Origin of the sequence: Streptomyces sp. NPDC002566, from assembly GCF_042889585.1 — a bacterium.
Classification (GTDB): domain Bacteria; phylum Actinomycetota; class Actinomycetes; order Streptomycetales; family Streptomycetaceae; genus Streptomyces.
Map to the genome: position 1 here is coordinate 1 of NZ_JBIARD010000002.1, position 22,447 is coordinate 22,447.

The window sequence follows — 22,447 nt, forward strand, 5'->3', positions numbered from 1 at the left end:
AGCAACCACAGCCCCGTCCTGCACCCCCTACCAGGACATCCACCCCGCGATCCCGCTGACGCCCACCCACTGCCACCCCACCGCCCACTCACACCAGGACGCACACGGCTGTGCCCACCAGCGCTCCGCCGATGCGCAGTAGGCGGGCGCTGCGCAGGAGACTGGTGCCGCTGCGGGCGGTGTCGTCCAGCAGGGCGGTTCGCCGGCCTCTCGGGTCGGCGCCCTCGATCTGCTGCAACGTGCCGTGGTCTTTCGGTGCCGGGCGCAGGAAGGCGGCGGGCAGACCGGTGTGCAGGGATACCGCCGTGACCAGCGGGACCCCGGCCAGCGCCGGGCCGGCCAGGGCCTCGGTGTCGTCGGGCAGCAGCTCCGCGAGTGCGGCTGCGGGGTGCGGGTCATGCCAGTCCTTCCTCGTGCTGCTGGTAGGCGCGGTACGCGGTGATTTCCTTGGTCAGCGAGTCGGTGACGTGCGGGGCGATCCGCTGCGCGAGGCGCACGATGCGGTCCAGGGCGTCGTCGGCCTGCGCCACGATGGGGACCGGCGGGCTGGTCAGCGCCTCGGTCAGCTCGGTCAGGCACTCTCGGCCGGTGGCGGTGCGGCCGACTTCGTCGGGCAGGTGGTACCAGCCGTGGTGCCGGGAATGCGGGACCAGCGCGGTGCGGATGACGTCCCGGCAGGTGGCGTTGAGGTCGTGCAGAAGGCCGTAGGCGATGTACTGCTGGCCCCGGGCCAGGCGCTTGCGGAGCATGGCGTGCAGCACCATCGCCTGGACCAGCAGTTGGCCGCAGTCCGCTGGCGCCTGTGCCGCGCGGGCGAGGTGCTGCGCCGTGCGCTGCTGGGTGACCGGGTCGGCGGTGTCGTCGGCGCCGGGGCCCCGCCACAGCAGGCGGGGGCCGATCCTGCGGCGCAGCGCCCCGACGGCGCTGGTCGGGCACAGGTACAGGTCGAGCTGGAGCAGGTGGCCGTCGTGCGGCAACAGGTAGACGAACCCGGCACCGCCCAGATTGCCGACGATGGTGTCCCGCCAGCCCGGCAGCAGCGTGCCGAAGGTGGTGGACATCAGCGCGTCCAGACTGCCCATCAGGGCGGGCAGCCAGTCGTCGCGGACGGCGACGACCAGGTCGACGTCGGTAGGTTCACCGGGGTGGCGGCTGGAGCGCGAACCTGTGCGATCACAGCCCCCCTGGAGCCACTAGCGCAACCACAATGGCCGTCAGGAGGAAGAGAACCACTCCTCCGTGAAGGACTATGGCGACAGTCGTCTTGATCTTGACGGCCTGGCTCCGTGGTGTGCCGTGCCGCAGCGCCGCCCAGCACGACATCCACAGCCCCGGCAGTCCGACGATGACGGCCCCTAGGGCCCCGGACACCGCCAGCCAGGCCGCATACGTCTGGGCTCCTAGCAGCCATGCGAGCAGGCAAACTGCTTGGGCGATGAGTAGCCGGCGGGCGCGTGACAGCCGGCCGCGGGGGACGACGGGCCGCGGGGGCTGATGCGGTCGCGGGGGCACGAAGGGTGGCTGTTGCGCCCGTGCAGGTTGTTGCAGCGCCGCACGCATCGCTTCCGCGTCCGGGTAGCGGTGGGCGGGCTCTTTCGCCAGGGCGCGGGCCAATACCGCCTCCACCGCTGGGTCTACCGCGATGCCCAGGGAGGCGAGGGTGGGCGGGACGGCTGTGAGGTGCAGGTAGCCGATCGCATAGTGGGAATCGGCCTCGAAGGGGAGTCGCCCGGCGAGCATCTGGAACAGCATCACACCGACCGAGTAGAGATCGGAACGGCCGTCGATGTCGGAGCGGCCCCGGACCTGCTCTGGTGACATGTAGTGCGGGGTGCCGATCATCCGGCCGGTTCGCGTGAGGGCCGTCCCCGCCCCTTGGGCGGCACGGGCGATCCCGAAGTCCGCCACCTTCGCCGTCCCGTTCACCGTGAGCAGCACGTTTCCCGGCTTGATGTCACGGTGGACCAGCTGGTGCACGTGGGCCACTGCGAGCCCGGCCAGCACCTGCGAGGCAAGATCGAGAGCCTGTGCCACCGGCAGAGCGTGCCGTTCGAGCAGTAGATCGGCGAGGCTGCGACCGTTGACGAGCTCCATCACGATGTACGGGACGGGCTCCTCCCCCATGTCGTGGACCGACACCACATGCGGATGGCTGATGGCGGCCATGGCCTGCGCCTCACGCCGGAACCGGGCCGGATACCCGTCATCAAACGACAGGCCGTTCCGCATCGCCTTGAGGGCGACCATCCGGGCGAGCTTCGTGTCGTAGGCCCGAAAGACGTCGGCCATGCCGCCGCTGCCGAGCTTTACCTCGATCCGGTAGCGGCCACCGGCCAGCACTGCTCCGGGTCCTAATTTGTCCCTCACCGGGCCGATTATGGCGCAAGTCACGTAAGTGCCGGCGGAGTCGGGCATTTCGTCCCGGAGGAGCCTGTTGATGCGATAGGGAACCGCCCGGTGTTGTGACCGCATCGACTCGCGCTCTAACCGCCAAACCGGTGAACCTATGCGGTCACGGCCCTAGCTAGCACCCCGCCACGAGGTCGGGCGAGTCCTCGCCACCGGCGAGGCATACGCCCGGCCAGCCCACGACAAGAAGGGCACCAAGCCCCGACGAACAGAGTGACCTGCGGCCTGGGGCCCAGCCCCGCTGCCAGATCTGCTCCGTATGCTGCGGCCCCATGAGCATGAACGGGGAGTACCTACGCGTCACACCTGCGGAACTGGACCGTGCCCTCAAGAATCCCGAATGGGCTCTGGACCTCGCCGAGAAGATTCAGGACGCGCAGGAGGAGCACGAGCCAGCACCGAACGAGGCTCGGCACTTCACCACGCACCAGACATGGGATCTGCTCGGCTTCCTCCTGCGACGCTCCGCCTTCCCGGTCGACATCGTCCACGGCGAGGAGCCCCTCGTTGCCGACGACTGGGGCTACGGACCGCCGCAATACCTGACTCCAGATCGGGTCCGGCTGACCGCTGACACCCTGCGCCAGACGACGTATGACCAGCTCATCCAGGGTGTCGATCCCTCCGAACTCGCCGAGGCCGAGATCTACCCCCGAATCTGGGACTCGCCCACCTCACTGGAGTGGGCACGCGACCTGTTTACTCCCCTGACAGAGTTCTTCCAAGATGCCGCATCCACCGGTCACGCAGTGCTGATCTGGCTCGACTGAGCCACCTCCGGCGGCCAGACGTTAAATGACAAGCTCAGCGGTCGATCGGGAGAATGCCGTCCAGGCCGCTCTCGGAGAGGATCTGTTGGACCGTGTCATCCAGGGTGCTGGCCGCGTCAACGACAGTCTCCAGGCCGTCGGGGAGCAGGTCCTGCTCTCGGTACCAGTCCCGTAGGTGGCCCTCGTGGACGTGCGCAAGGTACTCGGCATCTGGTTTCGTCGCGTGCCGGAGCACCGTCTCATCGAAGGGCACGTGGAGGTAGTAGCAGCGTGTGACGCCCTGATGGGCGCGCACCAGGTCCTGGAGCATCGCGCCGTAGCGGTCGGCGTACAGGATGCCCTCCAGGACGACGTGGAAGCCGTTGTCCAGGGCGTAGCGGGCGGTGAGGTCGATCAGGCCGATGTTCGCAGCCCCGGGCCGGTCACGTTCGCGCAGCACGATGCGGCGCAGGTTGTCCTGGGCGACGATGGCGAGGTTGCGGCCGAACTTCTCGCGCAGGCCGGCCGCGACGGACGACTTGCCCGAGGCGCTGTTGCCGCGGAGCACGATCAGACGCGTGTCGCCGGTCCCCACGGTGCCGTGCACGGCCTCAGTCACCCGCGGCTGACCTGGATGCGGTTCTCGTGGAAGTGCTCCCAGTCCATGACCAGGCGGAAGCGGCGGTGGGCCTCCAGGCGCTCCGCGTCGGCCGGCTCCTCGCCGCGCTGGACACGGGCGTCGCCGGATTTCACGAGTTCCGCGAGAGCGAGCCGGACGTCGTCGACGTCCTGGCCCGTAGCTGCCGCCAGCCGGTCCAGGGAGGTGAGGGTCTCTGCCGGTTCACCCAGATCGTCGACCAGGTGGTCGATGAGGGTGTCGAGCAGCGGACCGGTGCGCATCGTCCAGCGGATCCCATCTAGGCGCTCGGTGAGTTCAGGGTCCAGGGGCAGCAGGTCGCCGGGCAGCGGCAGCGCGGCGGGCATCGACCACCGGGTGCCGTCCGGCGTCTCCTCGCGGCGGGCCAGGCCCCACGTCAGGTAGAGCTCGGACAGATCCCGCACGGTGGTGGGCACCGGGAAGCCGGCGGCCGTCAGCATGGTGCTGAACTGCTCCCAGCGGGCCGCCTCGCATGCCTCGCGGCCCTCCGGCGCGGCCTCGTAGTCCCATTCCTCATCCGGCCAGGAGAAGGTGAGCGCGCCGTCGAGGTCGCCGCCGATCATGTCCCAGTGCCCGTCGAAGAGCTCGTGCACCAGGTCGGCCAGTGAGCCGGTGAAACCGGGCTGGCATGCCGTCCCGATCAGCATGGTCAGCGGGAAGCCCTGACGCGGCAGGACGTGCTCCCAGCCCGACACCCACCAGTCGTTGTGCATCGCCAGGTCCCGGCGCGGCCCGGGCACAGACGCCTTCTCAGTCATCCGCAGCTCTTCCTCGAAAACACCTCGGTGCTCGCAGCGTACGCAGCGAGACGCGGCAGGTTCTCACGAACGTCCCACCCACGCCTGGTGGTGCGGGGCGACGCGCAGCTGCTCGCGGAGGCGGCCGCACAGCACTCCGACGCGGGTGCGGCCCTCCAGGACCTGCAGTCCGCTGTCCGCCGGGTCCAGGAGGCGCCGGTCGATGAGGAGCGGCGGGCGCAGCCACGTCCCGTGGTCATCCCAGTGCCGGCCGACTTCCGGGGGCCGCACCTTGACCCAGTGCACCGGGTCGGCGGCGTAGCTCTCAATGCAGCCGGCGTCGCTCTCGCCGGTCGGCATGGTGGGGAAGGCCGCGGCCGGGATCGTCTCCAGCTTCCAGGTGATGGCGCGCAGATCGACGTGTCCGTAGTCGTGCACTAAGACCGCGTCCTACGTGGTGAGGGCTCGTTGACCTCGGTATGGGGCGGGGTAAGTGGAGTTGGATTGTTCCGGACGGGCTGTGGGAGATCGCGAAGCCGCTGATCCCTCCGTCGAGGGTGCGGCCGCAGGACGGCGGAACGCAGGACACGCCTGATGAGACGCTGTTCGCGGCCATCGTCTACGTCCTGATCCGCGGCTGCACCTGGCGGCAGCTGCCGCCCTGTTTCGGCATATCGAAGTCGACGGCTCACCGCCGCTTCCTGATCTGGTCGAGAGCCGGTGTCTGGGGGCGGCTGCACGAAGCCGTGCTGCACCAGCTCGACGACGCCGGCCTCGTCGATGTCACCCGCGTCGTCCTCGACACCGCCCATGTCCGCGCTAAAAAAAGGGGCGAACACACAGGTCCGAGCCCCGTGGACCGGGGCTAGCCGGGTTCCAAGATGCACGTCCTGTCAGACGCGAACGGACTGCCCCTCCTCGTCGGCGTCTCAGCCGGCAACACCCACGACAGCGAAGGGCTGAAGCCCATGATCGAGGGTCACCAAACGAGACACGACCCCGATCGCGGCCGCCACTTCAAGCCCCAGCGCCTCCACGCGGACAAAGCCTACGACCGCGCCGACCTGCGGAAATGGTTACGCGGCAAGCGCATCGGAGTACGGATCGCACGCAAAGGCATCGAGTCCAGCGAACGATTGGGCCGCCGCCGCTGGGTCATCGAGCGGACGATGTCCTGGCTGTCCGGCTACCGCAGACTCAGCCCCCGCTACGAACGCGATCCCCGCAACTACCTGGCCTTTCTCGGCCTCGCCGCCGCCCTCTGCTGCTACAAACGACTCGTCCGCCTCACCACGTAGGACACGGTCTAAGTGGCCGTTGTCGCCGTGGTCGAAGAGGAAGTCCCACCAGGACGTCGTTGGGCCATTGCAGGGCGGCCAGTGCCGGGTCTGCGCGGAAGCGGTCGAAGCTGAGGCCGCCGTCTTGGCGGCGGGCCATCAGCGGGCCGAGGTCGTTGAGCTTCATGTCAGGCACCGCTTTCCAGCGCGTACAGCTCGTAGGGGACGGTTCCGGTCTCGGTGTCTCGGTCGGCCGTGCCGATGCGGGTGAACCCGGCTTTGGCCAGGACGCGGCCGGAGGCGGGGTTGTCGGGGTGGTGCATGGCCTCCAGCCGGTTGAGGCCGGCGGTGGTGAAGGCGGCGGTGATGACCTGGTGGGCGGCGTGGGTGGCGTAGCCGTGGCCCCAGCTGTCGTCCCGGAGGATGTAGCTGATGGTGCCCATGGTCGGGGTGCGTCGGCGCAGGGAGATCAGGCCGATCACGTCGTTCTCGTGGAGAATGCCCCAGCTCCACTGTGCGCGCGGGGTTTCGGCGGCTCGGGCGAGGGCCGTGCGGATCTTGTGGTGGGCCTGTTCGAGGGTGAGGGGCTTGCCGGTGGTGTGCCGGATGGAGGCCCCGCTGTAGATGCGGGTGAGGGCGGGGGCGTCGTCGAGGGCCAGGGCGCGCAGGGTCACCATGCGGCTGTCAGCTCCTTCGCGGTGGGCCGGTCGGCGGGGTCGGGGGCCAGGCACGCGGTGATGGCGTCCTCGAACTCGGGGAAGGGCCATGGCCGGACGTCGTGCAGCGCGGTGGTGGCGCCCCGGGCGATGACGGCCAGTTTCTCCAGCCGGTCGAGGTCGTCGTCGTAGGCGACGGGGCGCTGTCCGGTCCAGCACCAGAACAGGGAGGCGCCCAAGCTCCAGATGTCGGCGGAGGGTTGTGCCTGGATGTGGGTGTCGGCGGGGGTGTCGAGGATCTGCGTGGCGAGCTCGGGGGCGGTGGTGTGGGTGAGGGCTCCCCGGTAGGGGACGCGGCGGTCGTCGCCGGGGCCGCAGGCGAGGGCGTAGTCGATGACGGCGGCGTGGCCGTCGTGGGTGACGAGGGTGTTGGTCGGCTGGACGTCGGCGTGGGCCCACCCGGCGGCGTGCATGAGCGCGAGCTGCTCTGTCCAGGTTCGGGCGATGCCCGCGAGCCAGGGACGGACCGAGGCGCGGTCTCCTTCCGGGCCGCGGGCGAGGGCGAGGGCCCGCCACAGGGGCACCCCGTCGATCCAGTTGACGGCCAGCCACCGGCCGCCTTCCCATGTTCCGGCGCTCACCCGGTAGTCGGGGCTGAGGGCGCCGGCGGCGGTGAGGCGACAAAGGTGGTCGTCCTCCTGGACCATCTCGGCGGCCTTGTCGCGGGCGTTGTCGCCGTCGGGGTTGTTGGCCTTCAGCGCGACGGCGCGCTTGGGGCCCTGGAGTTTCCAGGCCCGGGAGCCGCGCCGGTCGCTCAGGACGTGGATGGCGGTGGGCTCGCCGGTCTGGCCGGTGAGGAGGGCGACGGCTTCGCCGGGGGGAGCAGGTGTTGTGCCCATGTGCGGATCTCCATCCACTCGGTGGGGATGTGCTCGAACACGTCGCGGCCGTCGTCGTCGGCCGCGGCGAGCGCGGCAGCCAGGTCGGGGGTCGCGCTCAGGAAGCGGGGGTCGCGGCGACGGACGGCGGCCCTCACGGGGAGGAACGAGGCGGGGGCGGCCGGGATCCGGTGGCCAGCCGCGGTGACTTCCTCTTCTCCCGCATAGAACTTGCCGAACATCACCCCGACCGGGCCGTAGAGGTTCTTCAGCACCCAGTGCGGCCAGGCCATCAGGTCACGGTGCCGGGCACCGGGTACGTCGCCCAACAGGACGATGTTCTCGCACCGCAGGAGGCCGTGCGGCCGGTTCAGCAAGGGTCTCAGCCACTCCGCTGCCTGAGCGCCCGCGTGGAAGAGCTCCGCCTGGACGGCTTCGGCGTCGCCGTCGGCGCGGTAGACCGTCCAGGTCGTCAGACCCTGTTGGAGGGAAGGGGCGAGGTAGGGGCAGTGGGCGGTCATCTGCCGCGCGTAGCCGCTGATGTCCACGGAGGTCGGCCGGGTGGTGCTGGCCTCAACGAGGCGCAGCGCCCCGGCGGTGGGCCGGAGCGCTGCGCTGGTGCGGCCGGTGGTCACCGGCGGGCGGTCTCCGGCTGGTCGGGCGCGACGTCGTCGCCGTCGCCGCCGGCGGGGCCGCAGTCCCACTCCGCGACCACGGTGCCGGTCTGGCGGTAGCGGGCGACGGCGTCCTGGTCGACGTTGCCGTCGGCGTCGGTGAACCAGATCTCCGGCAGCGGCCCGTACGCCTCTTCGTAGGCGGCGACCCAGGCGATCGGGCCGTGGCCGTTGTTGGGGACGTGACGGATCGGCTGGCCGGCGGTCTCCAGGCACAGGGCCTCGTAGGCCGGGGTGCCGATCATCTCTTGCCACGCCTTGTCGACGGCCGGGGAGAACATCTCGGGTGCGGACTGGCCGGTGGTGAAGCGCTGGCCGGTGATGGTCAGGAACCGGCGCAGCTCGGTCGTTGCGGTACTCACGGTGGTGCCCCTCTCGGTGTCGAGTGGTGCTCGCCCGGCCCGGGTTGGGCCAGGCGGTGGTGCCGGTGCGCCGCGCACTCGGAGGGATCTGGTCCCGGCCGGGTGCGCGGGGGTCTCAGGGGGCCGTGACGGCCTGGGGTGCGACGCTCGCGAGGCGGTCCAGGCGCTCGTACAGAGCGCGTACGAGCCGGGCGTGGCTCTGGGCGCAGTGCGCGGTGCACTCCGCCGGGACGGACAGGCGCCGGTCGGCTTCCTCGAGGACGACGTCGGCGAGGGCGCGGGCGGCGTGGTCTTCAGGCAGCAGGTCCGCGGCGCGACGGACGTCGGCGGCGACGGTGCGAGCGGCGCCGGTGAGCAGCAGGGCGATCTGCTGGAGGTCCGCAGGCGGAAGACCGGGGTTGCCGGTCCACCCGAGCACGGCTCTGACCAGAGCTTTGTGGAGCTCCCGGTCGAGGGGCAGTTCGGTGTCGAAGCGCCCGTCGGAGTCGTGGAAGACCAGGTGTGTGCTGCTCATCGGGGCCTCGCCGGGTCGGTGGTCGCGGGCGGCACGGTCTCATTCGTCGGACATCGACCGCATCCCGACGGTAGGGGCGGGCCCGATGCGGTAGGACTGACGGTGAGTACGGGTTTCGGTGCGCAGGGCGACCGGGGAGCAGGCCGGTATGGGCAGGCCCAGGCGAACATCAGCAGGTGTGGTGAGCGGATTCGTGCTGCGCCTGGTCCGCGAGTCGATCCCGTGCACACAAGCCAGCCTGGCGGAGGCCCTGGGCGTGGATGTGGAGACGCTTCAGGGCTGGGAGTCGGGGCGGCGGCCGCTGGCGAACATGCGGGCCGGGGCGCTGCTGGAGCTCCGGCGGCGGCTGCCGACGCTCGGTGCGGACGTGGCGCTGGTGCCGTGGCTGGACGCGGCGATGGACGCGGACCGGATCATCGCAGCCGGACTGGAGGATGAGGCCGGCGGGCCGCACCCGCTGGCCGGGTGGGTGCACACCCGGGACACCGCGCACATGCTGGCCTGGGCGCTGAACGGCACCGTCCCGCCGGCGCTCGCCGGACGATTACCCCGCCCCAGGCGCGGCCCGGTCGCCGCCGCGCCGCAGCTGGCGACCGCGGACCGGGCGGTGTTCTTCGACCACCTGCGGAGCACGACCGAGGCGGCGGCCCGGCAGGGCGAGGGCGGGGTGCTGCTGCACCGCCAGGCGCTCTACCTCGCCTCGTACGACCGAGGCCCGGACGCGGCCGCGTGGACCGCGCACACCCTTCACCGCCGCCAGGATGTGCTGGCCCGGCGGGGCTGGTCCCCGCACTGGGCGGAGGCCCGCTCCACCGCCACCGCGCTCGCACGCCTCGGTGATCCGCAGCCGCTGCTGGACTTCATCGACCGCGCCCTGGCCGACGACGACACCGCGGAGGCCGCGAACCTGAACTACTGGGCGCTGTGGCTCGGGACGCTGCCGCTGCCGCAGCCGGACGACGCGTTCATGCGCAACCGGGACCTGTCGGGGTGGGATCCGGTGACCCTGCTGCGGGGACTTGCCCGCGGGCTGCACCTCGCGCCCGGCTACGTCGACCTGTACGGGCACTCGCTGTGGGCGCTGCTGACCGCTTTCCCATGGCTGGCGCAGGCCGCCGGGCCGCTCGCGGACCCGTTACGCGAGCAGGCCGGCCAACTCCTGGACGGGACCGCTCTGTCCGCGAGATCGCGGCGCGAACTGGCCCGCGTCCATTACGTTTTCGACCACAACCGCCGACACCGGAGGACCGCATGGCCGACGACACTCACAAGGGCACCGCGAGCTTCATCTCCGAGATGGGCGTGCTCAAGCGCGTCGCACGGACCGGCTGGTGGTTCACCGGCAACAAGGCCCCCGAATCCGTGGCGGAGCACTCCTTCCGCGTCGGGGTGATCGGCTCGGTACTCGCCATGATGGAAGGCGTCGACCCGGCCCGGGTCGCGCTGATGTGCCTCTTCCACGACAGCCAGGAGACCCGGGTCGGGGACATCCCGCACATCGGCCGGAAGTACATCAAGGCCGCCCCGAACAGCGAGGTGACCGCCGACCAGGTCGCCAACGCGCATCCGGCCGTGCGCACCGGGGTACAGAGCGCGGTCGACGAGTACGAGGCCGGCGAAACCCCGGAGGCGATCGTCGCCCGCGACGCCGACAAGCTCGAATGCCTGGTGCAGGCGGTGGAGTACCGGGAGCAGGGCTACAGCCTCACCCAGAACTGGATCGACACCAGCCTCGCCTCGCTCAAGACGCCGTCCGCGAAGGCCCTCGCCGACGCCGCGCTGAGCATGGACTCCCTCCAGTGGCAGCAGAACTTCCTGCCCTGACCAGCCGCCGTCCCTGGCGATGCCCCTGGCGGTGCCGGGGGCCTCTTGCCGTTCAGGCCTGTGCTGCTGCGTCCGGGTGAGCGAGTGGCCGTGACAGCGGTCTCCGGGTGCGCGGCCCCTTTAGCGTGCGGCCATGGAACACACTCCGATGCCCGAGCCGATGCGCCGCGCGGTCAACCAGCTGGTGTATGAGGCTGTCGAGCGCTGCCAGGAGGTCCTGAGCTACGCGGCCTCGGACGTCGCCCGGGACTGGAAACGGAGACGCTGTACCGGGCCACCGACGCGGCCGACACCATGGACAGCGTGGCCATGCTGATTGCCGCGTACTGCGAGCAGGTCGGCGTGGACCCGGAGACCCTGAACGGCTACCTCCAGATCAACCAGCAGCAAAGCCGGGCTGACGGACCGCAGGAGGACGACCGGGCGCACCTGGCGGGCCTGCTCGGTCAGGCGGCGCCCGCAGGCACCAACGAGCTCGGGACCGTGCGGATGATGTACGGCCGCGGGCAGCGCCAGGCGGAGGCTGCGCAGCGGCCTGAGGACCATCCGGAGGTGCTGTTCACGATGGCGTGCCTGCACGGGCTGCGGGCCAAGCTGTGCGACGACCTCGGATCGCTGGACCGGTTCCCGCCGGAGGTGGCCGCGATGGCGCGCCGGGTCGCGGAGTGCCTCGAAGTGCCGGAGCCGGCCACCGCGTGAGCTACGGGACGGGAGGGCGGGACGTCCACGCCGGTGTCCCGCCCTGCCGTCACCGCCCGGCGCGCTCGTAGCTGACGATGGCCTCGCCCAGGCGGCGCTTGAGCTGTGAGGGCAGATCGCCGTTCGACGTGTCCAGGAACGAGCCCTTCGTGAGCGGGTCCGGGGCGTAGGAGGACACATACTCCCCTTCGCGCTGGGGGCTGATGTCGTTGTCCAGCCAGAAGCGGCCCGCAGTGCCGTCTGCCAGCAGCAGGATCGGCGATTCCATCCAATCGTCTTCCATCTGGCCGTCTTCACCGCGCCGACGGCCGGAGAGGCGGGAGAGCTGCCAGCAGCGCTGTCGTGCGAACTGGCGGAAGCGCTGGCCGTTGGCGGTGTACTCGCCGCGGAACAGCGCGGGCTTCACCTGGACGAAGACCTCGGAGCCGTACGGCCTCAAGCGCTCTACCGCTTCTGCCAGGAGCCGCTGGACCTCCGCTGCCTCGCCCTGCTCCCGCTCGGCTCGCCGCTGGTCAGCGTTCGCCCAGGAGTCGGCGCGGGCGCGTGCTGCTCGGATCTCGTCATCAAGGCCACCCATGACCGGCAGCGTATCGGCAGGAACTGCCGTGCAGGAGATGGCGAGTTGGGCGCATGACAGGCCTCCTGCACGGTCGCTCCACCCGCTGATTCTTGCCGGCGTCGTAGCTCTGACGGCGGTCACCGATGGCGTCGTAGCTGAAGGTCTGCCAGTGCGAGCCCGCGGCGGTGGTGAGGGTGCCGGACGTGAGCGGGTTGGCGGCGCGGTTGTCGTTCGTCGGTTAGTCGGTCGAGGGCGTCGTAGCTGTAGTACTACTGGTCGGTGAAGGTGTGGCCGGTTTCCGACTGCTGGTCGGTGACGGAGGTCGGATTGCCGGAGGAGTCGTAGGCGTACTTGGCGTCGTTGACCGTCGGGCCGGGTGCCTGGGTCCCTTGGATGACACGGTCGGTGAGCCTGAGGGGTCTGGTCGTCTAGCCGTAGGTGGCTGGGGCCGGGTTGGTCGAGGAGCGACCTGGGGCAGGTACCGTAGGCCGTGTAGACGGTCGCGCTGACGTAGTTGTCGGCGCTGCTGCTGTGCGACATCCCGTGGGTTGCTCTGAGGGCCACTGAGTCCGCGACCTCTCAACGCCCGCAGCGCCAGCCGGCCGCACAGCGCGGCGAGCGGCAGCTCGGCGCCGAGCGCCATGGCGACCGCGGTGGCGATGTCGCCGCCCGGGGCGGCGGTCGTGGTGTCGAACCAGGCGTCCACCACAAGCAGCGTTGCGGTCGCGGCGGCTGCCAGGGCGTGCCGCCGGTCGCCGCGGACGGCGAGGAGGCCGGTGGCGATCAGGCCGAGCGCCTCCAGCGCGTCGAGCCCGACCCAGGCGACCGGCCAGTGCGCCGTGGTCGCGGTGGCCTGCAGGCCGGTGGCCAACACGTACAGCCACGGCAGCAGGGCGAGCCCGCAGGCGACCAGCAGCCACCCGACCCGCCGCACGCCCCGCACCGGGCGCGACTCCTTCGCCTCTTCGTGGAGCGGGATGACCTCGGCACCGTCGAAGCCCTCTCCACCGGCCAACTCCTCATCGCAAGCAACCAGTTGACGCATCGTCTTCCCCCGCTCCCCGCCGGCTCTTCCCTTCACGTGCTCCACCCTCCACCGCACACCAGGGCGCCGTCAGTCACGCAGGGTTCCGAGCTGGGGTGGAGATAAGTGCACCCCCGAACCGGGCGGGAGCGTCATGGCACGGGGATGGCCTGCGGCTTTACCGTATGGCGCATGCAACTCACGACGCGGCTGAAGCTGGTGCTGGGCCGGCCGTTCCGCAGGGCGGGACACCGGACCGCGCTCGTCGCCGCCGGCCTGCCGCTCCACTTCGCCGTGGTGCCACTGTGGCTCTGGCTGCTCGGCACGATGGCGGCATTGGTGCGCGCGCCCGCCGCGGTGGCCGTGACTCCGCTGCCCGTGCTGCTCACGCTCGTGGTGACACCCCTGCTGACCGTCGGACAGCGGCGACGCTACTGGGCGCTCGTCGGCAAGGACCTCCCGCGCCCTGCCGTACCTGGGCCCGGAAGCAACTGGAAGTCGGCGGTGCGCCGGTTGACCACGAGGGCCTTGTGGCGGCAGGTCTGCTACCACGCCGTGGCGGGCCCGCTGCTCGCCGTCCTGGACCTCGCCGTCCTCGCCGTCTGGGCCGCCGCTCTCGTGGCCGCCTCCATCTACGTGTGGATCTGGGCGCTGCCCCCGCAGTGGCGGGTCACCGACCTCGGGTACACCACGCAGGCCGCGTACATCACCGCCGGCGGCCTCGCCCTGCTGTTCCTCGGGCCCCGTCTGACCGGCGCTCTGGTAGGGCTGGAGACCCGAGCGGCCGAAATCCTGCTCGGCCCCAGCCGCACGGAGAAGCTGGCCCGCCGGGTCGTCGACCTCGCCGAGAGCCGGGCCGGCGTGCTCGACGCCGCCGACGCCGAGCGGCGGCGGATCGAGCGCGACCTGCACGACGGCGCACAGCAGCGCCTCGTCTCACTCGCCGTCAACCTGGGCCTGGCCAGGGCCACCCTCGGCGACCTGCCGGAGGACGCCCGCAAGGTGATCGACGAGGCGCACCGCGAGGCGAAAGAGGCGATCGCCGAGCTGAACAACCTGGTGCGCGGCCTGCATCCGGCCGTCCTCGAGGACCGCGGCCTCGACGCCGCGCTGTCCGGGGTCGCCGCCCGCCTCCCGATCCCGGTAGGTGTGGCGGTGGACCTGCCGCAGCGCCCCTCACCCACGGTCGAGGCCGTCGCGTACTTCGTGGTCTCCGAAGCCCTGACGAACGTGGTCAAACACGCCCAGGCGACCCGGGCGGACGTGACCGTGGAGCGGATCGGGGAGACACTGCTGGTGGTCGTCGCGGACGACGGCGCGGGCGGCGCGGATCTTGCAGCGGCCGGCGGTGGCACCGGGCTCGCCGGGCTCGCCAAGCGCGTCGCGTCCGTCGACGGCACGTTCTTCTGCCGCAGCCCCGCCGGGGGCCCGACCGTCATCACCGTGGAGCTGCCGTGCGCGCCGTGATCGCCGAAGATTCCCTCTTGCTGCGCATCGGCGTGGTCAAGGTGCTGGAGGCGGCCGGGTTCGAGATGTGCGCGCAAGTCGCCGACGCAGAAGGGCTGGTGGCAGCCGTCGAGGAGCACCGGCCCGACATCGCCGTGGTCGACGTGCGCATGCCGCCCGGCTTCACCGACGAGGGAGTGCGCGCCGCGCTGGTGATCCGCCGCCAGTACCCGCATACCGCCGTGCTCCTGCTGTCGCAGTACGTGGAGGAGCGGTACGCCGCCGATCTGCTCGCCGCCAACACCTCGGGCGTCGGCTATCTGCTCAAGCAACGGGTCGCCGACGTCGAGGAGTTCGCCGAGGCGGTACGCCGGGTGGCGGCCGGCGGCACCGCGCTGGACCCGCAGGTCGTCGCGCAGCTGCTGGTGCGCCGGCACAGCGATCCGCTCGACCGGCTGACACCGCGCGAGCGGGAGGTGTTGGAACTGATGGCAGGCGGCCGGTCCAACGCCGGCGTCGCCGCTGAGCTGGTGGTGAGCGAGAGCGCGGTCGCCAAGCACATCAACAGCATCTTCACCAAGCTCGACCTGCCCAAGGCCGACGCCGATCACCGTCGCGTCCTAGCGGTGCTGCGCTTCTTGGGCGTTGCGACTGCATAGTGCGCGGTCACGCCCGCGTGCCTAGTAGTGCTTCGTTACGTTGAGTGATCTCGGCTGATTGTGGGCAGCTTCCTGGAGTGAGGTTGGGGGAAGTGGAACGGCTCCGGGGCGAGTTGGCGGAGTTCGTTGCCGATGTGTTGGGGTCGTTTCCGCGGCGGGATCAGCGGCGGCGGGGCGAGTGTTATCTGCGGGGCCTGATGCTCGACGGGCGGCGCAAGTCCATCCAGCCGATGGCCGGGCGTCTGCCGGACGGGAACATGCAGGCCCTGCAGCAGTTCGTGAACCAGTCGCCGTGGGATCCGCTGCCCGTCAGGCAGCGGATCGCCGAGCGGTTGTGCGAGGCCATTCGCCCTGAGGTGTGGGTGATCGACGACGTGTCGTTCCCCAAGTGCGGCAAGGCGTCGGTCGGGGTGGCCCGCCAGTACTGCGGAGCGGTCGGCAAGCGGGCGAACTGCCAGGTCGCGGTCAGTGTCCATGCCGCCACCGACACCGCCTCGTGCCCGTTGGAGTGGCAGTTGTATCTACCGCGTGAATGGACCGACGAGCCGGACCGATGCCGCAGGGCAGGAGTCCCCAGCGACGACATGGTGCACCAGGAGAAGTGGCGTCTCGCGCTCGGCCTCCTGGACACACTCGCCGAGCGGCAGTTGAAGGCGCCTGTCGTGGTCGCCGACGCCGGCTACGGCGTCAGCACCCCCTTCCGGCTCGGTCTCCAGGAGCGAGGACTGTCCTATGTCCTGGCCCTGAACGGGAAGGAAGTCGCTCACCCGGAGGATGCCCAGCCGCACCAGCCTGCCTACGGCGGACTGGGACCGCCCACCCTTCCCCGCTACCGCACCCCACCGCGAGCCGTCTGCGTCCTCGCAACGCAGGCGGGTGCGCAGCGGTTCACCGAGGTGACCTGGAGGCAGGGCAGCAAAGGCGCGATGACCTCGCGGTTCGCGGTGCTGACGGTGCGACCCGCGGGCAAGCAGTCACTGGCCGCAGCGCAGGAGGCGGGCGGCGGCCGCAACCAGTGGGACGGCGTCCTGCCCGCCCAGACACTCCTCGTCGAATGGCCAGAGGGCCAGGACGCTCCCACGGACTACTGGATATCGAACCTGCCCGCCACCACACCGGCCGCTGACCTGGTGCGGTGGGCCAAGATGCGCTGGCGGATCGAGCACGACTACCGCGAACTCAAGCATGGCCTGGGGCTGGACCACTTCGAGGGCCGCACCTGGCGCGGCTGGCACCACCACGTCACCCTCGTCACCGCCGCCCAGGCATTCCTCACCCTCAGGCGGCTCGACCCAAAAGTCCACCTGTACGGCGCCGAGGGCTCCTCGCAGGCACAGCACGAGGGGCCGGTCCGGCCCGGCGGTGCCGAGGTCGGTGACGTACACGCGGGCCCGGGCCAGGCCGGTGGCGATCTGTGCGAGGCGCTCCAGCTCCGGCCAGTACAGGGCAGCAGGACGTCCTCCAGCACGGCGTGCGGGGCCGGCTGCCATGACGCAGCCCGCGGGCTGCTGTCCTCCCGGCTTATCCGTACGCCGATCACCGGCCAGGGCCCGCCGATCAACGCCGGGTGGCCGATCTCGTCTCTCGCCACGTAGTCCTCCGCACCGCATCGCCTCCCCGCAATATCCGCCGCGTCCCGCGGTGTTGGCCGTGGTCGCGGCGGCGCAGTGGCTCTGCAGCCCGTGGACAGGTCTTGCTCGCTTGTGGCAGTTGGGCTGCGACGTTGCGCCGGAGACGGAAAGGACGTCGCGTCCGGGCACCATCCGGTGGAGGTCGCGGGGACTGGGCAGGTGCTGCCACCATCGGCTCATCGCGCCGGACGCACCCACTGCCGGCCAGCCGCCGTGTCGATCGTCTCGGAAGGTACTGCTTCCTGCAGTGGGCCGGGCCGAGCGCCATGGGCACCCGCTGTTCCAGGTCAGCGGCCCGCTCCCCAACACCAGATGGGCCGGCTGTCACACGGAGACCTCGACGCCTGGTGCCCCGTCCTCTCCTGCACGGCGGCGGCCACAGGAACGCCCCCGTCAACCGGGCAGCCCTGCCGATGGGCGCCACTGCGACATCGGAGTCGCCCGCCCACCGCGCGAGCCGGCTTCATCCGCACCACCGTCTCGGCAGCCGCAACGACACGTACGGCGCCAGCGCTCCGCAGGGCGGTCGATCAGGTGAGTTTGAAGAAGAGGGTGTCCTGGGTGTACCAGCCGATGTTCTTCGTGGCGTACTCCCACTCGTTGTGCTCGGTCTCGAGCTTTTCGATCAGCTCTTGCACGTCGTACTGGAAGTCCGCGGGCATCCGGTCGAGGACGGCGCGGTAGGCCTCGGCGGCGGGCTTGGTCCTGGCGAGCGGCAGATGGCCGATGGCGGGGTAGCCGTCCACCGGGTGCGGTATGAACGGGAAGCCGTCGGGCAGCCCGCCGTAGAGGTAACCGTGGGGCAGCAGGTCGGCGGGGACTCCGAGGCGTCGCATCTCGTCGTCGACCAGGCCGAAGAACGTCGAGGGCTTGGAGTAGGTGCCCAGGTGCATCGGGTCGGACGCGTTGTGGTCGATGACGTGCTGCACAGCGCAGTGGTAGGCGTTGCCCGCGCACGGTGCGTCCGAGTCTGCGCGCCCGGCAATGAGGTGGTCGAGGGCGTCGGGGACGGACAGGCCCCAGTCGACGCCCTGGCGGTCAAGGTCGTCCTGGGCGGCCTGCGCCGCCTTGCGCATCGACTCCAGGCGGCGCAGTCGGTCTGCGCTCAGATTGCCGTTGCTGCCCAGATAGGCCAGGACGTCGGCCTTGTCCGCGGTGGAGTACGCGATGTTGTGACTCATGATCGCCATCGTGCCAAACGCCACTGACACCCGCTGATGCGTGCACCCGGTGCTCTCGCGTGGGCCTGCCTGGGCAGACCTGCGGGTGTGCCCCGCAGTGCGGCTCACGACGTCACTGGAGCGGAGGGCGCGGGCCGGCGGGTGCCTAATTTCGTGGCCGGACGGGGAACATCTGCGGGGCCAGGAAGCCGCATAACGGAAAAAATAGTATGCCTGGGCCGGGCGGCCGGAGCCGGGAGCGTGGAAGGCTGTGTGCCGCGCAGCCCGCTGCGCGGCAGGGCCAACTGCCTTGCGGGCTGTGCCACTTTGCGACCAGAGCCCGGGCCCCCCTGGACGGAGTCCTGCGCACCATGAGCCATGTCCCCCTCCCCCGCCCCGCCGGTCCCGTTGCGGCCTGCGCCTGTGTCACCGCCCTGCGCGAGCGGGCTGCGCCCGCCGCCCGATCCTGGGACTCGGTGGCGTGCCTTGGGACGTCAGGTGGTGGTCGGCCAGGTCCGCAGTAGAGCGGCGATCTTCCCCGCTGTGCAGGCGGGATCGAGGAGCAGGTCCTTCAGGGCGATGGCGTCCTCGCGGCCGGGCTTGACGGAGATCCCGGCGGCTTCGAGGTACATGAGGCCAGAAGCGGCGGCGACGGCCATGTTGGAGCGCTCCAGCCAGCGGCACCGGCCCAGGGTGTGCACCAGGGCGGCGGCCTTGGCGTAGGGGCCGTCGTACAGGGGGTGCTCGAACAGCTCGGCCCGGTGGCGGGCGACTGCCGAGACCGGGACACCGTAGTCGTCGGGGGCCGGGTCGTCCGCGCCGGCGGCCTCGGCGACCTGCAGGATCCAGGGAACGTCGATGTGCAGGTCCATCAAGCCGCGCGCGCTCCCCGGGGTGCCTGCTGGGCCTGTTCGGCCTCGTCGAAGACCGCTTGGTGGTCGGCCAGGAAGCGGGCGGCCGCCGCCACCGCTCGGGCGCGCAGCCCACTGGCGTCGTCCTGCACCAGCCGCGCGAGGTAGTCCCCGATACTCAGTCCCAGGTCGGCGGCGCGCTTTTTCGCGAGTTCCGCAATGTCCTCGTCCACGCGGGCGCCCAGTTGTGTCTTCGCCATGCCAGCATGGTAACAGCTGTTACCCACATGGGGGCCGCCTCCGGAACGGTTGTCCGCGTGGAGGCGCTGGGGCTTGAAGCGGCGGCCGCGAGCGGGGTCGGGTCTCGATTGGTGCCCCTCAGTCATGGGCTTCAGCCCTTCACTACGGAGGCCCGCAGCCGCTTCGGAGCTGACAGACTGCGAACGGTGGGACCTCGGATGCACCAGACCCCACCGCGTAACTGCGTTTTCGCTATTCTGCTAATGCTTGTCCCGTACCACCTGACCGCAGTTGAGATTTCTTCGGCATGCCTGCCTCCATGACCTGCTTCTCGAAGCTGAGGTTCTGCAGGTAGTGGCAGCTGCGGTCGGGCAGGGCGGATGCGGATCAGCTCAGGGCTCGAACGAGTCCTTCGTGCTGGGCCGCCGAGGGCGTTTGACACCGCTGCACGCCAAGAGCTCGGTCCCGGTGGCGTCGAGGTACAGCGCGGCCTCCGAGTCCTCCTGCACGAACAGGAGGTACGGCACGAGGACAGCGGGCACACCGAGCAGCAGACCAGTTGCGGTCCAGCGGCGGCGGTGACGCCCGCGGCGCCCACCGTTCGTGGGGTGGTTCATGGGGAGGCGTTCTCCTTGCGTGCTGTTCACGTGTACATCCGGATCCCAGCCACCGAACTGGCCGGATCCAATCCCTTGTGGTCACAGGCCGCGCAAAGGGTTGCCGTGATCCTGATGCTCTTTGGGTAGCCCGAGTCGTTGGGGTGCAGGGGTCGGCCGTGGTCAGGCTGCTCGTGTCGACGACGTGGGCGACGTGTCTGCCCGCCGCTTCCGCCTCGCTGACGATGTGGCGAGTGGCCTGGTCAGGCCTCCCCGGAACTGCTCCTTCTGGCTGTTGGTGGACACGACCAGGGAGGCGACGACGACGGTTGCGTCGGGGACGTCGACGGTGATCTGGTTGACCAGCGACTTCAGCCGGGCGATGGCGGTGTTGCATCTGAAGTTGCCGATCACGGGTCTGGCATGAGTCTCGGGAGAGTTACTCGTGCTGGTCGTCGACCGGTGTCCACTGTGAAGATCGTCTGACTTGCCGTTCGGCAAAGCCACATGCGGCCAGATCATGACGTGCACCGACCTGGACACGTTCCGCACCTGGCTCACCCGGGACCTGACGACCGGCTCAGCCGATGAGGTGTTCCCGGAGGGGGCGCCTGACGGACAGGGCCCCGTGCCTACGCTGAGGGCATGACAAGTGAAGGCGCTCAAAGCAGCAAGGGCTGGATGAGGAAAGCAGGTTGGGGGGCTCTGGCACTGTTCCTGATCGCCTTCGCGGGATTCGAGAGCGTCAAGTACGGCCTCCCGACGACAGCTGCCGCGCTGGTGTTCTTCGCGCTGCCCGACATGGCCCGGCTGGCGGGGGTCCGCCCACCGGGTCTCCTCTACCAGTCGGTGCATCGCGTATGGATCCCGCTGGTGGTACTGGTCGGCTACTCCGTCGGGCCGGTCGTATGGCCACCGCTTTTCACCGCGGGCCTCGGCTGGCTCACTCGGGTCGCCATCGACAGAACGCGCGGCAAGCGACCTTCCGCCGGACCCTGATCCGACGTGACGGCTCCCGGGAGATGCCGGCCGCCCACTGCGCGGGCGGCATCGCGCATTGGTGTGCCGACTGCTGACGGATCGTAGGCGGGAGGGGGTCGCGCAGCCGAACCCGCAATCCGCCGGAAACCCACCAGAGTCACCGACGCCGTCACCGTCATGCCGTGCTCCCCCCTCGCGCGCCTGTAGGTGTTCCGATTGGCGGTGGGTGGGTTCCGCGACGCCACGGCGGGGATGGACAGTCAGGCCCAGGGGGTGACCGCGGTGAAGGAGCTGTCGGCGCGGAACGTGTCGGTGTTCTGGTAGGGGTCCACGCGCAGCGCGTAGTTGTAGTGGCGCAGATAGCGGCCGGGGTAGTTGTAGGACTCCAGGCGGACGGAACCTGCGGTTGTGCCCGGGCGGGCGCAGTAGGTGGCGTCCTTGTTGAAGGTGGCGGTGCCGTTGCTGCTGTCGAAGCGGATCCGGAAGTCCCAGTGGCGCAGATAGCGGCCGGAGGAGTCGCGGAACGAGTAGCAGTTGGCGTCGGCGAGGCCCGGTACGACGGTGAAGGTGGCGCTCTGCTTGACGGCGATGCCGCTGGCGGAGCTCACCGGGTCGATGTAGCCGAGGTTGTCGGAGCGCACCACGGCATACCGGTCAGGGTAGTTGACCGACCCCAGTGACCTGGTGGTGTTGGTGGGCAGGGTGACACCGCCGGGGACCGTCTCCTTCAGCACGGTGGCGTGGCGTATGAAGCCGGACAGCCCGGGCACCTCGGTGCGCGTGGACCAGGTGGCGAAGTTGTCGTAGCTGTCGCTGTACCAGTACTTCCCCTCGCGGTAGCCGTCGAAGTAGATGCGCCAGCCACCGTTGTCCAGCTGGACGAGGGCCGGGCCCTCGACCCAGCTGCCGAATCCGGCCCAGTCGCCCGTCTTCAGGATGGTGTAGGGACCGGTGAGGCTGGAGGCGGTGGCGTACTCGATGTACTTGGTCGTCTCGTTTTTAGTGAACGCATGGTAGGTGGATCCGACCCTGACTACGAAGGTGTCGATGTTGTTCGGCCCGATGCCGGCCAGCTGGGTGGGCGCGGACCATGCGGTCAGCGCGGAGTTGGTCGCCGTGATCTTGTAGGCGGTGAAGTGGGTGGCGGTGCTCGCCGTCGTCAGGGACACGATGACGTTGACGCTGCCGTCGGTGTCGATGAACCACTCAGGCGCCCAGGTGCGGGTCAGCCCGCTGATCGGGATCGTGTAGTCGTACAGGAACGTCCAGTTCACCCGGTCGGTGCTCCGGGCGAAGCCAATCGTGTTCCCGGTCCAGTCGGTGGTGTAAGTGAGGTAATAGGAGCCGTCGGTGTGCTTGAAGATGCTGGGGTCGCGGATCAGAGCGGACGGCGGGGTGTAGGCGGGGCCCTTCCGCAGAGTGAATCCGGTGGCGTCCGGCGAGTCGTACACATACATGTTCGACTCACTGCTGTTGGTGAACGCGGTCATCGTGTATCGCGTGGCCTGCCCCGCCGGCGGGGCGGCGGCGGAGGCGGTGCCCTGAAGGGCGGGAACACCCAGCATGACCAGCAGCAGCGGGCCCAGCAGGGCGAGCAGCGTTCTTACGGTTCTTTTCAACTCTTCCTCCGGGGCGGGCATCGCGAGACGGTGAACATTTTGTGGCCGGCGCCGTCGAACGGGCGTTGTTCCAACGGGTCGCCCTGGGCACTGCCGGCGCTGAAGTAGAGACCGCGGTGGCGGTTGAGGAGCCGGACACGGCCATTGCCCGCGTCTTCCGCCAGCCATTCGTCGTTGGTGCTCGCGTTGGCTTCGTACGGGTACTGGACGGCCTTCACACATCTCCTGTCGTTCTGCCGTGGCG

General features: G+C 70.1%; 26 protein-coding genes and 3 pseudogenes. 9 read left to right on the top strand and 20 right to left on the bottom strand.

Annotated features, from left to right (window positions below; translation table 11 throughout):
- Positions 1 to 88 precede the first annotated feature (88 nt).
- The 3 genes from ACFYXA_RS07185 to ACFYXA_RS07195 all read right to left on the bottom strand — a co-directional run bounded on the left by ACFYXA_RS07185 (position 89) and on the right by ACFYXA_RS07195 (position 2,367).
- Positions 89 to 367 carry an orotate phosphoribosyltransferase gene (locus ACFYXA_RS07185; RefSeq protein ID WP_389031586.1) on the bottom strand — a complete coding sequence of 93 codons (279 nt, stop codon included), beginning with the start codon at positions 365 to 367 and terminating at the stop codon, positions 89 to 91.
- Between the two features lie 28 nt (positions 368 to 395).
- Positions 396 to 1,061, bottom strand: a complete 666-nt coding sequence (locus ACFYXA_RS07190) for a hypothetical protein (protein WP_389029163.1) — start codon at positions 1,059 to 1,061, stop codon at positions 396 to 398.
- A gap of 112 nt (positions 1,062 to 1,173) precedes the next feature.
- On the bottom strand, positions 1,174 to 2,367 hold the full coding sequence (locus tag ACFYXA_RS07195; protein ID WP_389029166.1) for a protein kinase: 1,194 nt from the start codon (positions 2,365 to 2,367) through the stop codon (positions 1,174 to 1,176).
- A 314-nt stretch (positions 2,368 to 2,681) separates the two neighbouring features.
- On the opposite strand from ACFYXA_RS07195, the gene ACFYXA_RS07200 reads away from it, so the two are divergent.
- Positions 2,682 to 3,179, top strand: a complete 498-nt coding sequence (locus ACFYXA_RS07200; protein ID WP_389029169.1) for a YfbM family protein — start codon at positions 2,682 to 2,684, stop codon at positions 3,177 to 3,179.
- A 34-nt stretch (positions 3,180 to 3,213) separates the two neighbouring features.
- On the opposite strand, the gene ACFYXA_RS07205 is transcribed toward ACFYXA_RS07200, so the two are convergent.
- The 3 genes from ACFYXA_RS07205 to ACFYXA_RS07215 all read right to left on the bottom strand — a co-directional run bounded on the left by ACFYXA_RS07205 (position 3,214) and on the right by ACFYXA_RS07215 (position 4,991).
- Positions 3,214 to 3,777: an AAA family ATPase gene (locus tag ACFYXA_RS07205; RefSeq protein ID WP_389029172.1), complete on the bottom strand. Its 564-nt coding sequence runs from the start codon at positions 3,775 to 3,777 to the stop codon at positions 3,214 to 3,216.
- Positions 3,774 to 4,574 carry a DUF6042 family protein gene (locus ACFYXA_RS07210; RefSeq protein ID WP_389029175.1) on the bottom strand — a complete coding sequence of 267 codons (801 nt, stop codon included), beginning with the start codon at positions 4,572 to 4,574 and terminating at the stop codon, positions 3,774 to 3,776. Before ACFYXA_RS07210 ends, ACFYXA_RS07205 begins: the two co-directional genes overlap by 4 nt.
- A 63-nt stretch (positions 4,575 to 4,637) precedes the next feature.
- Positions 4,638 to 4,991 carry a hypothetical protein gene (locus ACFYXA_RS07215; RefSeq protein WP_352246186.1) on the bottom strand — a complete coding sequence of 118 codons (354 nt, stop codon included), beginning with the start codon at positions 4,989 to 4,991 and terminating at the stop codon, positions 4,638 to 4,640.
- A 41-nt stretch (positions 4,992 to 5,032) separates the two neighbouring features.
- Here ACFYXA_RS07215 and ACFYXA_RS07220 point away from each other — a divergent pair.
- Positions 5,033 to 5,851: pseudogene (locus ACFYXA_RS07220) on the top strand (IS5 family transposase).
- Between the two features lie 167 nt (positions 5,852 to 6,018).
- On the opposite strand, the gene ACFYXA_RS07225 reads toward ACFYXA_RS07220, so the two are convergent.
- From ACFYXA_RS07225 to ACFYXA_RS07245, 5 genes are all read right to left on the bottom strand, one after another.
- Complete coding sequence (locus tag ACFYXA_RS07225; RefSeq protein ID WP_389029180.1) at positions 6,019 to 6,507, bottom strand: GNAT family N-acetyltransferase; 489 nt, start codon at positions 6,505 to 6,507, stop codon at positions 6,019 to 6,021.
- Positions 6,501 to 7,385, bottom strand: coding sequence for a protein kinase (locus ACFYXA_RS07230; RefSeq protein ID WP_389029183.1), 885 nt, complete (start codon positions 7,383 to 7,385; stop codon positions 6,501 to 6,503). Before ACFYXA_RS07230 ends, ACFYXA_RS07225 begins: the two co-directional genes overlap by 7 nt.
- On the bottom strand, positions 7,301 to 7,999 hold the full coding sequence (locus ACFYXA_RS07235) for a DUF6875 domain-containing protein (RefSeq protein ID WP_352246182.1): 699 nt from the start codon (positions 7,997 to 7,999) through the stop codon (positions 7,301 to 7,303). Before ACFYXA_RS07235 ends, ACFYXA_RS07230 begins: the two co-directional genes overlap by 85 nt.
- The gene (locus tag ACFYXA_RS07240; protein ID WP_352246181.1) at positions 7,996 to 8,400 is read right to left on the bottom strand and encodes a hypothetical protein; all 405 of its coding nucleotides are present in this window, start codon (positions 8,398 to 8,400) and stop codon (positions 7,996 to 7,998) included. The genes ACFYXA_RS07235 and ACFYXA_RS07240 overlap by 4 nt, the downstream gene beginning before the upstream one ends.
- Positions 8,401 to 8,515: 115 nt before the next feature.
- Positions 8,516 to 8,914 (bottom strand): DUF6415 family natural product biosynthesis protein, encoded by a 399-nt coding sequence (locus ACFYXA_RS07245; RefSeq protein WP_389029187.1) that lies wholly within the window; start codon positions 8,912 to 8,914, stop codon positions 8,516 to 8,518.
- A gap of 181 nt (positions 8,915 to 9,095) precedes the next feature.
- On the opposite strand from ACFYXA_RS07245, the gene ACFYXA_RS07250 reads away from it, so the two are divergent.
- The 3 genes from ACFYXA_RS07250 (at position 9,096) to ACFYXA_RS07260 (ending at position 11,437) form a co-directional block, all read left to right on the top strand.
- The gene (locus ACFYXA_RS07250; protein WP_389029190.1) at positions 9,096 to 10,307 is read left to right on the top strand and encodes a helix-turn-helix domain-containing protein; all 1,212 of its coding nucleotides are present in this window, start codon (positions 9,096 to 9,098) and stop codon (positions 10,305 to 10,307) included.
- Positions 10,211 to 10,738, top strand: a complete 528-nt coding sequence (locus ACFYXA_RS07255) for an HD domain-containing protein (RefSeq protein WP_352246177.1) — start codon at positions 10,211 to 10,213, stop codon at positions 10,736 to 10,738. The genes ACFYXA_RS07250 and ACFYXA_RS07255 overlap by 97 nt, the downstream gene beginning before the upstream one ends.
- A 303-nt stretch (positions 10,739 to 11,041) precedes the next feature.
- Complete coding sequence (locus ACFYXA_RS07260) at positions 11,042 to 11,437, top strand: hypothetical protein (RefSeq protein ID WP_352246176.1); 396 nt, start codon at positions 11,042 to 11,044, stop codon at positions 11,435 to 11,437.
- 49 nt (positions 11,438 to 11,486) lie between these two features.
- On the opposite strand, the gene ACFYXA_RS07265 is transcribed toward ACFYXA_RS07260, so the two are convergent.
- The gene (locus tag ACFYXA_RS07265) at positions 11,487 to 12,014 is read right to left on the bottom strand and encodes a hypothetical protein (RefSeq protein WP_352246175.1); all 528 of its coding nucleotides are present in this window, start codon (positions 12,012 to 12,014) and stop codon (positions 11,487 to 11,489) included.
- A gap of 1,198 nt (positions 12,015 to 13,212) precedes the next feature.
- Here ACFYXA_RS07265 and ACFYXA_RS07270 point away from each other — a divergent pair.
- From ACFYXA_RS07270 to ACFYXA_RS07280, 3 genes and pseudogenes are all read left to right on the top strand, one after another.
- Positions 13,213 to 14,487, top strand: a complete 1,275-nt coding sequence (locus ACFYXA_RS07270) for a sensor histidine kinase (protein WP_389029194.1) — start codon at positions 13,213 to 13,215, stop codon at positions 14,485 to 14,487.
- Positions 14,475 to 15,125: a response regulator gene (locus ACFYXA_RS07275; protein ID WP_389029197.1), complete on the top strand. Its 651-nt coding sequence runs from the start codon at positions 14,475 to 14,477 to the stop codon at positions 15,123 to 15,125. The genes ACFYXA_RS07270 and ACFYXA_RS07275 overlap by 13 nt, the downstream gene beginning before the upstream one ends.
- Before the next feature lie 77 nt (positions 15,126 to 15,202).
- Positions 15,203 to 16,423: pseudogene (locus ACFYXA_RS07280) on the top strand (IS701 family transposase); the annotation flags it as partial.
- A gap of 863 nt (positions 16,424 to 17,286) precedes the next feature.
- On the opposite strand, the gene ACFYXA_RS07285 reads toward ACFYXA_RS07280, so the two are convergent.
- The 6 genes and pseudogenes from ACFYXA_RS07285 to ACFYXA_RS07310 form a co-directional block, all read right to left on the bottom strand.
- Positions 17,287 to 17,937 (bottom strand): hypothetical protein, encoded by a 651-nt coding sequence (locus ACFYXA_RS07285; RefSeq protein ID WP_352246171.1) that lies wholly within the window; start codon positions 17,935 to 17,937, stop codon positions 17,287 to 17,289.
- Positions 17,938 to 18,410: 473 nt separating this feature from the next.
- A complete protein-coding gene (locus ACFYXA_RS07290) occupies positions 18,411 to 18,788 on the bottom strand; it encodes a fic family toxin-antitoxin system, toxin component (protein WP_389029201.1) in 378 nt (125 codons plus the stop codon).
- Positions 18,788 to 19,027, bottom strand: a complete 240-nt coding sequence (locus ACFYXA_RS07295; protein ID WP_352246207.1) for a hypothetical protein — start codon at positions 19,025 to 19,027, stop codon at positions 18,788 to 18,790. Before ACFYXA_RS07295 ends, ACFYXA_RS07290 begins: the two co-directional genes overlap by 1 nt.
- 51 nt (positions 19,028 to 19,078) lie before the next feature.
- Positions 19,079 to 19,171, bottom strand: a pseudogene (locus tag ACFYXA_RS07300) (IS5/IS1182 family transposase); the annotation flags it as partial.
- 228 nt (positions 19,172 to 19,399) lie between these two features.
- A complete protein-coding gene (locus ACFYXA_RS07305) occupies positions 19,400 to 19,624 on the bottom strand; it encodes a hypothetical protein (RefSeq protein ID WP_352246169.1) in 225 nt (74 codons plus the stop codon).
- Positions 19,625 to 19,786: 162 nt separating this feature from the next.
- Entirely contained in the window at positions 19,787 to 20,017 is a 231-nt protein-coding gene (locus ACFYXA_RS07310; protein WP_352246167.1) for a hypothetical protein, read from the bottom strand.
- A gap of 231 nt (positions 20,018 to 20,248) precedes the next feature.
- Between ACFYXA_RS07310 and ACFYXA_RS07315 the strand changes: the two genes are divergently transcribed.
- Positions 20,249 to 20,602 carry a hypothetical protein gene (locus ACFYXA_RS07315; protein ID WP_352246166.1) on the top strand — a complete coding sequence of 118 codons (354 nt, stop codon included), beginning with the start codon at positions 20,249 to 20,251 and terminating at the stop codon, positions 20,600 to 20,602.
- Between the two features lie 242 nt (positions 20,603 to 20,844).
- On the opposite strand, the gene ACFYXA_RS07320 is transcribed toward ACFYXA_RS07315, so the two are convergent.
- Together ACFYXA_RS07320 and ACFYXA_RS07325 are read right to left on the bottom strand one after the other, a co-directional pair.
- Entirely contained in the window at positions 20,845 to 22,203 is a 1,359-nt protein-coding gene (locus tag ACFYXA_RS07320) for a glycoside hydrolase family 43 protein (protein ID WP_389029206.1), read from the bottom strand.
- Positions 22,200 to 22,421 (bottom strand): hypothetical protein, encoded by a 222-nt coding sequence (locus ACFYXA_RS07325; protein ID WP_352246164.1) that lies wholly within the window; start codon positions 22,419 to 22,421, stop codon positions 22,200 to 22,202. Before ACFYXA_RS07325 ends, ACFYXA_RS07320 begins: the two co-directional genes overlap by 4 nt.
- Between the last annotated feature and the right edge of the window lie 26 nt (positions 22,422 to 22,447).